This is a genomic window from Roseimarinus sediminis (assembly GCF_050433125.1).
Classification (GTDB): domain Bacteria; phylum Bacteroidota; class Bacteroidia; order Bacteroidales; family Prolixibacteraceae; genus Roseimarinus; species Roseimarinus sediminis.
The window spans coordinates 56,504-70,178 of sequence record NZ_JBNPXV010000012.1; the positions used below are offsets into that span (position 1 = coordinate 56,504).

General features: G+C 43.7%; 6 protein-coding genes and 2 tRNA genes. 2 read left to right on the plus strand and 6 right to left on the minus strand.

Annotated elements, in window-relative coordinates:
- Positions 1-3: 3 nt before the first annotated feature.
- From FHS86_RS14740 to FHS86_RS14750, 3 genes are all read right to left on the minus strand, one after another.
- Positions 4-77: transfer RNA gene (locus FHS86_RS14740), tRNA-Pro, on the minus strand.
- Between the two features lie 19 nt (positions 78-96).
- Positions 97-183, minus strand: a tRNA-Ser gene (locus FHS86_RS14745).
- A gap of 635 nt (positions 184-818) precedes the next feature.
- On the minus strand, positions 819-4,079 hold the full coding sequence (locus tag FHS86_RS14750) for a two-component regulator propeller domain-containing protein (protein ID WP_429415267.1): 3,261 nt from the start codon (positions 4,077-4,079) through the stop codon (positions 819-821).
- A 461-nt stretch (positions 4,080-4,540) separates the two neighbouring features.
- Here FHS86_RS14750 and FHS86_RS14755 point away from each other — a divergent pair, with 461 nt between their 5' ends.
- Both FHS86_RS14755 and FHS86_RS14760 read left to right on the plus strand, forming a co-directional pair.
- Positions 4,541-5,215, plus strand: coding sequence for a hypothetical protein (locus FHS86_RS14755; protein WP_429415270.1), 675 nt, complete (start codon positions 4,541-4,543; stop codon positions 5,213-5,215).
- A 134-nt stretch (positions 5,216-5,349) separates the two neighbouring features.
- The gene (locus FHS86_RS14760) at positions 5,350-6,474 is read left to right on the plus strand and encodes a hypothetical protein (protein WP_429415273.1); all 1,125 of its coding nucleotides are present in this window, start codon (positions 5,350-5,352) and stop codon (positions 6,472-6,474) included.
- Positions 6,475-6,630: 156 nt separating this feature from the next.
- Here FHS86_RS14760 and FHS86_RS14765 read toward each other — a convergent pair whose 3' ends face one another.
- From FHS86_RS14765 to FHS86_RS14775, 3 genes are all read right to left on the minus strand, one after another.
- Positions 6,631-8,499 (minus strand): right-handed parallel beta-helix repeat-containing protein, encoded by a 1,869-nt coding sequence (locus FHS86_RS14765; RefSeq protein WP_429415276.1) that lies wholly within the window; start codon positions 8,497-8,499, stop codon positions 6,631-6,633.
- A 248-nt stretch (positions 8,500-8,747) separates the two neighbouring features.
- Entirely contained in the window at positions 8,748-10,496 is a 1,749-nt protein-coding gene (locus FHS86_RS14770) for a RagB/SusD family nutrient uptake outer membrane protein (RefSeq protein WP_429415279.1), read from the minus strand.
- 19 nt (positions 10,497-10,515) lie between these two features.
- Positions 10,516-13,644 (minus strand): SusC/RagA family TonB-linked outer membrane protein, encoded by a 3,129-nt coding sequence (locus FHS86_RS14775; RefSeq protein WP_429415282.1) that lies wholly within the window; start codon positions 13,642-13,644, stop codon positions 10,516-10,518.
- Between the last annotated feature and the right edge of the window lie 31 nt (positions 13,645-13,675).

The window sequence follows — 13,675 nt, forward strand, 5'->3', positions numbered from 1 at the left end:
TTGTCGGGGCACCAGGATTCGAACCTGGGACCCCCTGGTCCCAAACCAGGTACACTACCGGACTGTGCTATACCCCGAAAATTATTTTGAAAAAAGCGGAGAGAGGGGGATTCGAACCCCCGGTACAGTTTCCCGTACGTCAGTTTAGCAAACTGGTGGTTTCAGCCACTCACCCACCTCTCCATGATGGCGTGTTTACCAAAATTATTCTCCTTTCAAAAAATTTTGAACGCCTTCAACAGGGTCTGTAGCCCTTTTGAATGTGCGTGCAAATATAAATCGTTTCCCCTCTTTTGCAAAAGAAAATCTTAAAAAAAACAGAAAAAATAAACAATGCCACCTAACTTATTGATAAACAAAACTTAATACTATTTTTATCAAGTCTTCAAAATAGCTGCAATTGAATAAATATTAACAAGCGTCTTAACCTTTTGAAAATGGAAGGGTTACCGTCATCCATCTGAAATTGATTGCTGAAAGCCGCGATATTCCTTGCATTTGTGCTTAGTCAAGTGTAAATTTGATCCATAATTATTGAACGTTCATTGCATAAAAGATAAAGCTTAAACCGCATTATTTTCCTGAACTTGGTAAACTCAACATACGATTCGCACCGAGTAAGCTTTTGGATGTAATGACAGGCCTTGTATTCCACAGTTGTGGAAGAGTAGTTCGCTACCATTGGAAGTCAGAGCATCCAGGCACTCAAATCCTGAATTTTCGGGGTTTTACACAATCAGGGTAATGCGGTTCTTTTTTTGCATTATTTTCCAGGTGTCTGGTAAAAGACGACGCTTTGCACTTTTCCTGAAAGTCGCTTATGTTTGCTTGAATTTTGGAACCGTGAAATAAAAGCAGCTTCCCCGATTGAGCCGGCTGCTGACACCTATGGAACCTCCGTTTTTTTCGACAAATTCCTTACAAATAATTAAACCCAAACCTGTTCCTTTTTCACCTTCGGTTCCCGGTCGGGAAGTACTTTGATCGATGCGAAACAGCGAATTCATCAGATCGGGTGGAATCCCGGTGCCGGTATCACTGACTTCAACTTTCAGCATTTGCTTTTCTTCCTTCACCGAAATACTGATTTTACCCCCTTTAGGAGTGAATTTGATGGCATTGTTGATCAGGTTTCTGAGTACTGTTGCGATCATGTTGGAATCAGCAAATGCAATACGCGAAGCTGTGCTGTGTCTTTCGATGCGGATATCTTTTTTGGAAAAATTCTGCTCCAGTAACTGTATGGCATTATCGATTAATTGGTTGAGATCGATTTTTTCAGGTGTGTAGGCAATTCGTTTGGATTGTGTGCTTGCCCAGGTAAGTAAATTGTCGAGCAACGAATAGGTAACCTTCGATGATTTTGACAATTCTTTTAAATACAGCTGTACTTCTTCCGAGGGATGATTTGTCAATGTATTTTCCAATAAGCCGGTCATTCCCAGAATCGACTGAAAAGGATTCTTTAAATCGTGGGCAATGATTGAAAAAAACTTGTCTTTTGTAGAATTGAGTTCCTGAAGCTTTTCTTTTTGCTGGTTTAATTCTTCGCTTTGCCGGCTAATCAGGGTTTGGCGAAGCACGAGCTGATCATAGCTTCTTTTCAGTTCGGCAGTACGTTCATTTACCTTTTTCTCGAGCGCGAGGTTCAATTTGTTCAATCGCACAATGCGATAATAGTAGGAAGCAATGATCAAACCAATGAACAAAGCTGATACCATGACGATGAACCACAACTCTGCCCAGAAAGGAGGATGTACTACCATGTTGATTTCTTTGCCGGTACTATTCCAAATACCATCATCGTTGGCAGCTTCCAGTTGAAATGTATAGCGGCCTCCCTTTAGGTTGGAATAGGTGGCAAAGTTCCGCAGTCCTGAAGTGTAGATCCATTCTTTTTGAAATGGGAGCAAACGATAACGGTATTGAACGCCCAAAGGGTTGTTGTAACTAAAAGCTATAAACTCGATGGTAAGCATGCGGTGTTGGTACGAAAGGTCGATCTTGTCCAATTCATTCAACGAAGCTGGCAATACCACCAGTCCGTCCAACTCCTGATTCACCTCAACCGTTCTGCCGAAAATTTTAAGCTTTGTAAAGGCCAGTCGGGGAGGAATTTCATCAGGTAATATGTTTTCAGGAACAAAGCGGTTATAGCCCCAGTCACCTCCAAAATACATTACCCCGTTTTTGTTTTTTAAATAAGCATTTTGGCGAAACAGTTTACCATGCAAACCATCATCGATTGAAAATGTACTGATATTGATGGAATCAGTCTGAGCGACCAGATGGTTGAATTTAAGCAAACCTGCTCCCGTACTGACCCAAAGGTTTTTCTGTTTGTCTTCTAGCAGACCATTAATTCGCAACGATGGCAGTCCTTCGTTAAGACCATAACTGGTAATTTTCTCACTGGTGAGGTCAATATGATACAGGCCCTTGTTGTTTCCCACCCACAGGTTTTCTTCCGAGTCGAGCAACAGGCAACGGATGGTTGAATTAAAAAAATGGGGAAAGACCGGTTCAAAGGAATGAAGGCCGGCGTTGTATCGGAATAAGCCCTCACTGCCTGCACCGGTCCATATTTGCTGCTTCGCATCAATGTATACCGGTTGAACCTCCTGGTCGTGAAAATAGGAGGCAATTTGCTGCCCTTTTTTGAGTACACCGAGACCATGCATGGTTCCAACCCAAACCTGGTTCAACGAATCGATCTGAATCGATTTAATGTAGTCATCGATTAAATCGCTGTTTTGGGTGTGTAGGCGCTGATTGCTTTTAGTCTTCGGATCAATCAGGTGCAGGCCTGAATTATAGGTTCCAACCCATATTTGTCCGTTTTGATCAATGGCAAGTGCTTTGACCGAACTATTCGAAAGTGAATGATAGCCAGTTAATCCTGGCGCAAACCGTTCAAAATTATTGCTGTCATTTTCTTTGAACAGCAGACCAAAATCTTCGGTTCCGATCCACAAATTGCCCTGCTCATCCTCAGCAAAACATGTAATGTTGCTTTTCCCGGCAGATGCGTACCCCTGAACCGGGTTGAAAAATTCGAAGGGTTTTCTTTGAAGGTTGATATAATTCACTCCGCCCGAGTAAGTACCCATCCACATGGTACCCGGCTCATCGATCATTATATCGTACACCGAAGTACTCATCAGACTCGAAACAGGATGCTCCTGATAGGCTTTCCTTACAAAGTGTCCTTCATCGTATAAATAAAGTCCGCCACGGGTGCCGGCCCAAATGCTTCCCCACGGATCCCTGATGATTTTACGGACCCTTAAGGACAGGTTTTGCTCTTCCTCTACATAGAAAATACGGAAGGTATTGTCGGCTTTGTTCAGCGTTGCAATTCCATTGTTCTGGGTACCCATCCATAGGGTGTTTTCATTAAAAGGAAAGAAACACAGAATCTGGTTTTTTTCTTCTGCAGGAAAGGAGGGATCGGTGATTTTTTCAAATTTTTTGTTGCTGAGATGGTAGTTCACCAGCCCCGATTTTTTGGTGCCCAACCACAGCTGGTCGCCATCGGGGCAAAGCGAAAGAATTTGATAGTTCTCTTCTTCGGTCGACAGGGCGCTTAGTTGGTCCTTATTAAAGTCATAAGTGAAGAGCCCGTTATTGGCGCCGATGTAAAAAAGCCCGTTGGGACCGGGTTCAATGGCATAAACACGTTCTACTTTGGGGTGTTGGAGTTGGTTTTGTTGCAGCCCGCACTGCTCAATCTGGTCGTTTTGGTAGTTGTAGCGGAACAAAGAATAGCTTCCGATCAACAGCTGACCATCGGTATTGCTTTTCAGAACGCTAATTTGCGGGGTTCTGGCAGCTTCTCCGGTCAACTGATCGAGCGGATACAATAGCATATCAAAACCATCGTAACGGCAAACCCCGTCGTTGGTTCCAAACCACATAAAGCCGTGTTTGTCTTTTGCAATCGCGTTGACTTTGCTGTTTGGAAGGCCATCTTCCAGAGTTAAATGCCCGATCAACAGATTGGAATAGCGATCAGCTCCTGAAAGCGTATTCGCAAGCAAGGCCAATAGCAAAACAATTAGCCGGTATTTTATACCCATAATCAATAAAAAATTTCCCCAATTGTGATTTCTTGAAAGTACGATAAATTTATCTCAGTGACAATGCTTTTACGATGCTTATGTAATTTTTTTCCATCAAGCAGTATCAAATCGGACTCCGCACAACTTCTGAAGGTGGAATAAGGATGGATGCAAAATTTATTAAAAGTAGCAATGTAAATTACAGTTCGGGGAAGCACATTCTACATGGGCCAGAACAGACTGGTTTGAACGAAATCAGCCCATCGGTGAATATCAGGCTTGGTTTTACCCAAAACCTAGCTAGGTTTCACCTAAAACTAAGCTAGGTTTGACTCAAAACCTAACTAGGTTTCACTCAATATCAAGCTTGGTATTGACCAATTTCAAGCTTGGTTTTGACGAGATTCCTCAATACTGTTTTTTCTTCACAACAATCCACTACTTCGTCGGTTGTCTTATTAAACAGAAAACCATTTATTATGCAATTTCTTATTAAAATTAACGAAGTAAAAACCACCGATGAACTCGAAGGCGCCTGGAGTCTTCCTGACTATAAGGCGCTTTTGAACCGTTTTGACATGCCCGATGCCGACACCATGAAGGACAATGAGTTGAAAGACTTCCTTTATATGGCCATCAACGAATTTGATCCAAGAGAAGCAGCGGCCATCGTTCTCGATTATAAATTGGGTGATCGATTAACAGCGGGCCAGATCGATAACATCTCACTCGAAATGCTGAGTGAAAAAATGGCCGAGAAATATACCGAAATCGACCTGCATAAGGCACTGTTTGAAGTGAATCAGTTATTGTACAAGGCCTACAATGGTAAATTCCCGCACATCCAGGTGAATGTGATCGATTTTGAAATGAAAAGCAAGGACAATGCCGGAATTGAACTGAACAAGGAGTTGGTGCTGAAAGCGCTTGTACACGGACTGTCGGACAATAATTTGCTCCTTCGCCTGCTTGGTGACCAGCTCGAAGGGAAGGTTCCTTTTCCCGAAGCCGAAGGTATTGTTTGGGTGTTAAATGATAAAGGGAGCGATCGTTTCGAAGTGATTACTTCCGAAAAATGGATCACCAGAGAGGAGTTCGTAAAAAGCGAATTTGAATGTGAGGTGATTCCGTATGAAAACGAGGAGGAAGAGTAGGCAAGCTTCGCTGAACCGATCATTTGTTTTTCAAACATAGATACAATCGGGTGATTTGGCATATGTTATAAATCATTTTTGTATCAATACATTGATTTTCTATTATCTTAACGCCGTTATTTGCCTGTTAAGTTATGGAAATCCAAATTCGGGAAGTCAGGTCGAGAAAAGACTTACGTGCCTTTATTTATCTCCCTGAAAAAATACATGCTGGTCATCGCAATTGGGTACCACCTATTTATATGGATGATTGGACGTATTTTGATCCTAAAAAGAACAAATCGTTTAGCCATTGCGACCACATTTTGCTTTTGGCATACAAAGAAAATGTGCTGCTTGGTCGTTGTATGGGCATCATCCATCACGACTACAACAAGCAACACGCCGAAAACGATGTTCGTTTTTCCTTTATTGAAACCTGGAACGATCAGGATGTTTTCGACGCCTTGATTAACTATGTGGCGAAATGGGGAAAAGAAAAAGGAATGGAGCGGCTCGTTGGTCCGCTTGCTTTTTCTGATAAGGATCCGCAGGGTTTTTTAATCGAAGGTTTTGATGAACCCATTGTTATTGCGTCGAACTGCAGTTATCCATACATGACTGAGCTGACTGGAAGGGCAGGGTTTCGTAAAAAAGTAGATCTGGTAGTGTATAAAATACAGATTCCCGATGAGCTCCCTGAAATCTATAGAAAAATTGATATCCGGTTTCAACAAAATCATTCCAATATTAGAATTTTGGAGTTTGATTCACGTCGAAAAATTAAACCCTTGATCAGGCCGGTACTGCAATTAATTAACGAAACGTTTGTCAGCATCTACGGCTTTACGCCCTTCAATGAAAAAGAGATGGACGATTTTGCCAATCGCTACCTCTATTTGATTAACCCCCGCTTTGTGAAAGTTGCAGTAAATGAGGAAGATGAAGTGGTTGGGACAGTAGTTGCCATGTCGGATTTGAGTAAAGGCATCCAAAAAGCCAATGGACGCCTGCTCCCCTTTGGCTTTATCCCTATATTCATGGCTGGTAAAAAATCGAAACAACTAAATCTGATGCTCGGGGCAGTCGATCCCCGATATCAGGGGAGGGGTGTCGATGTGCTTATGGGGATTAAATTGATTCGATCGGCAAAAGCAGAAGGAAAAATGGTGATCGATTCCCATCTCGAGTTGGAGTACAATACCAAAGTACGCGCCGAAATGGAACGCATGGGGGGAGTGGTTTATAAGAAATACCGCCTGTATGAGAAAGAAATCTGAAAATCCTGAGAAAGTTACTGCCTGATTGATTTTGAGCGTGCTTATACACTCCTGCTTAAATAAGCGAAGGATGCCAATGTTGACATCCTTCTGTTTGTTTAGTCTGGATTTCGGCTAGCCCCGATTAAAGAGAACAGGTGCCTGTAATACTGTATACTATTTTCCCGGCCAGGCGCCCGTAAAGGCAGGCTGAGCTGTGGCCAGTCCAAGGGCCTTTTGTACTTTTTCAGGCAATATGGCAGGCGTAAGCAAAGTATCGGCATTCAAACTAAAGTCATTTTGGTCGAAATCGGTAAACACGGCCATGTTGGAGGCGGGGTAGTATTTGCTTTCGCCTTCAAATCCGGGATACAGTGTTTGGAGTGCTGCCGGATCGGAAAGTTGTTCCGAGCAGTTTTCGTTGTTGGCCGGGCTCCAGTGAATCAAGGCTTTGTCGCTGTTGGCTTGCTGGCGTAGGTACAGGTTGTTGTTGAGCTCAGCAAACTGGGGCTTATTCAGTCTTTCGCACATGTCGGCCGGTTGCCATGCAGTCAGCGCCTGGCGATCAATTTTTTCTTCGATATAGAACAGGTTGTTTTTGAAGGTATGCTGGTCACGGGCATCTACGGCCGGACCGGTACGGATGTGCCATCCAAAATGGTCGGCATCGTCGCCTCTGCTATTACGTCCAAAACTGGCCGTGCTGTTCACAAAGGTGTTGTTGTACACATCCACTTTGGAAGAATTCAGGATGAAAGCGCCCTGATCGCAGTTCAGGAACACATTGCCGGCACAGATGGCCTGTGTAGAAATCTCGTAGAAGAAACCACTGTAGTTCGACCAAATGTGTTCTCCCTGCCCGAATTTGTCAACATTTCCGATGTTCTCCACCCAGTTGTTCACAAAAACACCGTCGACATTGCCCACATCGTACCACAAACCGTTGGAGTTGGGATGATCGATGATCAGGTTGTTACGGCAAACCACACGGTGGGTTTGGTTGAATATTTTCACGGCAGCCGGAAAGAAGCCGGTCCAGCGCTCGATATTGTTGTTGGCAAAAATGTTCCATTCGAGCAATACGTCCGACGAGGCTACAAGGTACAGCCCCTCGGTGTTTGAATCTTCAATTTTACAATGGCGCATCACCATGCTGTCGCCAAGGGCAAATACTGCTATACGAAAGCTCTTCGAGAAAGTACAGTCTTCGAATACGGTACCCACAACATCTTTGCCATGTTCTGTTTCGGCTGATATTCCCTGCGGATAATAGCCATCGATGTGGACCATGGTGTCGGGGTACTGGGTAATGGTGAGGCCCCTGAAAACCGGCCCTTTGTTGTCGGCCTGCCTGCCATGTATTTCGGCGGTGGTGCGTACAATGGCTTTACGGAAGGCGGTGATTTCGACCAGTTTTCCGGCCGGGTCGTCAGCAATGTAAATTTCGCCCTTTTCATAATCGACGAAATGGGTTCCTGTTTTGACTTCGGCCATGCTGCCGGCCGATTCAAGAAACTGCCCGTCGATGAAAACACCGTCGTTGTTGAAGCGGTGCAGGGGGGTGTATTTTTCCTCCCGTTCTCGCCGCCACCAGCTTTCGGGACCGGCAGGGAAGAGATGATCCCATTTAATTTTCCAAAGCCCGTCGCTTGTAACTTCCCAGTTTTCGGCCACCAGGGTTCCCTTTAAAACGGGTTGTTCGTTTTGGTAGGCCTGGAAAACAATGCCCTGGTTAAAGGTCAGATTCCCCGTACGGTATTCACCGCCCCGCAGAACAATGGCATCGCCGCTTTGTGCTTTACTAACTGCTGTTTTGATAGTGGCAGGCTGGTTCAGATCGGTGCCCGACGAAGCCGGGTCGCCATTGGGAGCTACATAATAAATGGTACCTGCCACTTCGGGCAAGCTATAGTTTTTTGACTGAGGGCCGTAAAGCGCTTTGTCTTTTTCGGGACCAGTAGAGGTGTTAGCTTGTGGCTCACAGCCGATAAAGGTTATTGCGACCAACATAAGTCCAAGCATGCTGTTGATTGAAAGCTTCTTCATTTAAATCAGATTTGGTAAACAGCATAAATGTAGACAGAAAATAGAGGAGGCTACGGGTTAATATTTTGAAAAATGGGTGGAATAATTGCAAGTTGTCTAAGAAAATGAGAAAATACGATGGGGCGTGGGCAATGAATATTTTTTTTAAAAAAAGATGGTTGCAAACCATTTTCAGGTTTGCAACCATCATCATCTATTATTAACCAGAACAGTTGTTCCGGGCAAACGGATTCTTAATTCCTACTTTGTTAGTTAGACCAACCTCTGTACAATCCTTCTCCTGACTGGCTGTAACCGGCATTTTGTTCAATCAGTCCTTCCGAAAGGTCGATTTGACTTTGAGGTATTGGGAAAAATCCTTTGGTGGCATCATAACGGGCGCTGTATCCATCGGGATGAAGTGCCTCATGAACATCAGCTACTCCAAAATTAAAGACCGCTGCACCTACCTGATCTTCCAGTGCATTTTTAGTGAATTCGGCACCCCAACGTCTCATGTCGTTCCATCTGAGGCCTTCAAATGCGAGTTCATATCGACGTTCTTTCTGAATGTTTTCGAGTGAATAAGCAACAGGTGGCAAATCAGCACGATCTCTTACTTCATTCATGTAGCTTGCATCTTCTTTCAATTCAGACAACATCAACAACACATCGGCAAAACGAATGTAAATTAAGTCGTTGGTATGCGACAACTGGTTATTGTTGGGCGTTTTGTACATCACTACACCATAATCGTGCTTTAAAGCACCGTCTTCGGGATCCCTGGCAGTTACCCCATTGTACTTTTTACCCCAGTAGTTGCTTTCGAGAACAAAGTCCCATTGACCTTTTTGATAGCCTGATGGAGCAACTTCTTTTTCAATATCGATTACCGAAGCCCAGAGTCTTACATCGTTGGGTTCGTCAGCAAGCCAGTCTTCAACCAATGACGAGGGAATTGAGTTCCCTTGTCCCCAGCCACCGGCAAAAGGATAGGTGTTTTCGATATTCTGAAGACCGCGTAGGGCATAGAACAACTGGTAAGTGTTAGAGTAACCCCTGTCGATATCCCATCCTGCAAAATTGGAGAACTGAAGTACAAATACGGATTCAGGATTTCTGGAAACACCATCACTTGCATAAACGATGTTTTTGCCAGTTTCAGCCATGTAATCCTGCATGTACTGATAGTCACCAATAGTAAGCGAGTTGGTATAAGGCCAAAGTGCATGGAAATCTTCCACCAGGTAGTGACCGCTGTTGGCGTAACAATCTTCGAGCCAGCTGATCACGTTTTGTTTAGAAACGCTTCCTCCGCCAGGTAAGGCAATCTCACTTTTGTTATACACACCGGTATAAAACAGGAATGCTCTTGCCATTAATGCCTGTGCAGCCCATTTGGTAACTCTTCCTTCCTGGGTTTCGCTGTAGGGAACATTGGGCAATAACTCAATGGCATTTTTCAAATCGAGTGCAATTTGTCCGTAAATCTCATCGGCTGAAGCCGCAGGCAAATTCACGTTTTCGGTAGTGACCTTTAATGGCACTTCATTGAAAATAGTATGCAACTGATAGAAATACCAGGCTCTCAGAAACATGGCTTCTCCTGTAAATTGATTTTTCTTTGCAGGGCTTACCACCTCATCACCAAGTAAAGGCATATTTTCGATGGCAAAGTTCGCTCTGTGAACTCCCTGATACAGGACAGTCCATGAATGCAATAACATTTCGTTGTCGGAAAACTGGAAAGTTTCGTACGACTGTGCCTGGATGTCGTTCATACCACCGCCACCAAGTTTGTCATCGCTGGCAACTTCCCAAATGAAGAAGGGACTTCTGTCAACCTGATGCTGCAGGTTGTTCATAATGGTATAAATACCGGCCATCATTTGCTCAGCATCTGCTGAGGTTTGCGGAAAATTGGCCGAGGTTTTATCGGTCAGAGGATCAGTGTCAAGAAAGTCTTCACATCCCCAAAGCAATAAACCAGCTATAAAAATATATATTAATTTCTTCATAGTAATTCAGATTAATGGATTAAAATTTAAGATTGATACCAATAAGGTAGGTACGGGGAGAAGGATAGAATCCTAAATCGATACCTGACACAAAGGGTTGTTCGTCGCCATAACCCACTTCCGGATCCATTCCTGAATACTTGGTAAAGGTCATCAGGTTACGTCCGGTCAGGTATAAACGAGCCTCTCCGAAAGGTAAACCTGGCATCACATTTTTGAAATCGTAACCAACAGTGAGGTTTTGGATTTTCACAAAATCACCATCTTCGATATAAATTTGAGAAATGTTGATTCTGTTGGTCGTATTACCGGCCGACATACGGGGTAATTTATTGGATGTTCCATCACCAGTCCAGCGATCTAAAATATCTACCGTGTAGTTATGGAATTCATTGTCGGCAAATGAACGGTAGGAGTTCAGGATTTGATGTCCAAAGGCACCTTTACCGGTCAGGGCTAAATTAAATCCTTTGTATTCAAAATTGAGTCCAAATCCAATTCTGAAATCAGGATGAGGATTACCAATCATGGTTTTATCGTCGGGAGTAACGGCATTGTCGCCGGTTTGATCAACAAAGATGACATCACCTGGTTGTGGGGTTTCCTGAAGGAAGCCTTTTGTCCAGCTGTCGATTTCTGCCTGGTTTTGGAATACTCCGGCGGTTTCGTATCCATAGAAATAGCCTACGGGGAATCCGGTTTCAACACGCCAAACTGGATCTGTTCCCTGAGAAATAATGCTTCCATTGCTTTGAATAAAGCCGGATGCATTACCTAAACGGGTCACTTCGTTGGTTTGTTTTGTCATGTTGATATGGGCTCCATATTTGAAATCACCAATCTTATCATTCCAGCGTACTGCTGCTTCAATACCTTTATTCATGATATCACCACCATTGTAGTAAGGTGCCTGTGCGCCAAAAATGGCTGGCAGCGGTTGACGAACCAACCAGTCTTTAGTGGCTTTGGTATAATAATCGACAACTAACTGAAGACGTGAATCAAGGAAGTAAGCATCGATACCCAGGTCGAATTGTTCTGAGGTTTCCCATGATACATCGGGGTTTGGCAGAATTGCAGGATAACCACCCAGTTGCATCACACTACGGTCGGTGCCAAAACGATAATTGTTGTCTTTATCGAAACCAACAAGTGCCAGGTATTGGAAGGGGTCAATATCGGAGTTACCATTTTGTCCCCAGCTGGCTCTTAATTTCAGAAAGTCGATGGCATTATTATCTTTCAGGAAATTTTCTTCAGACAGTACCCAGCCTGCTGAAAGCGATGGGAAGTAGCCCCAGCGGTTGCCTCTTGCAAAATTGGAAGAACCGTCAGCTCTCATTACAAGCGTTAACAAATACTTTTCGCTGAAGTTGTAGTTGATCCTGCCAAAGAAGGAAGCTAACTGTCCAAAGCTTAAAGGGGCACCTCCAATCGAAGTGACACCTGTGGTTAAACCATCGGTATTGTCAAGATAGGCATGTTCAAAACCCAGGAAGGTTGGATTGGCGTTCACTACTCTCATTGTACTTCCCAATCCCCATTTTTCGATCGATTGACCTACCAGAACATCCAGGTTGTGGTTTCCTGATTTATAAATATAATCGAGGGTATTTTCAAGCGTCCAGCTATGGCCTGAACCAGCTGACTGCTCAATTCGTCCGGGACTTAGTGAAACGTCACCTGCCAGATTGTAGGCAGGCTGATAACTGCGGTAGCTGTTGGCATTCATTCTGTAGCCATAGCTGCTTTTGAAAATCAGATTTTTTACCGGCTGTATCTGCAGATAGGCATTGCTGTTAATGTTGTAATTGCGGCCATCGTTCATACCTCTGTTGAGGTGCATTTGTGCGAGCGGGTTATAAATCCTTGATGACAAACCAGACAAGCCTGAAGCATCCAGGTCGTCGGAAGCATAATATTCTCCGGCTTCATTATAAACGGGTACCAGTGGGTTTCCTACCAGCATGTTGCGTACGTCGTTCCAGTACATACCACCAATGGCAATACCCCCTTTTTCGCTATAGCCGTAATTAAAAGTCTGGCCTACTTTTATCACTTCCAGATTGTTTTTCTCGTAAAGTACATGGTCGCTGTTTAAGCGTGCAGTGTATTTTTCGAAACTGGGTTCAACAGGCTTTCCAAAAACACCTTCCTGTGAAGAATAAGTGAAACCCATTGAAAAAACAGACTGATTGGAGCCTCCGGTAATGTTGACGGCATGTTGCTGAATAGGCGCATTTTTATTGTATGCTTCTTCCATCCAGTTGGTGCCGTTCCATTGTCCGCTTTGAATTTTTTGATACAATTCAGGAATTGCAGCTGCAAAGTCAATTGGATCTCTGCCCGAAACGGTTCTTTCTTCATTGTAGATTTCCATAAACTGAGAAGCATTCAACGTTTGAGCCAGATTTTCAATCTGCTGAACACCATAATAACCATCGTAGCTTACCTGTGTTTTACCTACACGACCTTGCTTGGTGGTAACCAAAATAACACCGTTGGCTGCACGAGATCCATAAATTGCAGCCGAAGCAGCATCTTTTAGGATGTCGATCGATTCAATATCTGCAGGGCTCAAATTATTAATGTCTCCACCTGCCACACCGTCGATTACATACAAAGGCTGTGAATTACCAATGGTACCCAGACCACGAATATTCACTTTATAGCCTTCTCCGGGCATACCGGAATTTTGTACAATGTTAACACCGGGTGACTGACTTTGAATTGCTTCCAAGGCCTCACTGGTGCTTTGTTGCATAAGATCATCACCACTTACATTTAAATTGGCACCGGTTGTCAGTTTCTTTTTCTGAACACCGTAGCCAATTACAACAACCTCATCCAAATCTTTGAGGTCGTCTCCAAGTACTACATCAATGCGGCTTTGATCGCCCACTACTACTTCTTTTGTTTGTCTTCCCACAAAAGAGTAGAGCAGGATTGATTCGGGACCATTTACCTTAATGGTGTAATTTCCATCAACATCGGAAATTATTCCATTGGTTGTGCCCTTTTCAACGACAGTTACTCCGGTCATTGGAGAACCGTCTTCGTCTGTAATCGTACCGCTAACACTTACCTGTGCAAAGGTAACGATACTCACAAACAGACTCATGATTAATAACAACACTCTTTTCTTCATAGTCATAGGTTCATAGAATTAAGTTTAATAA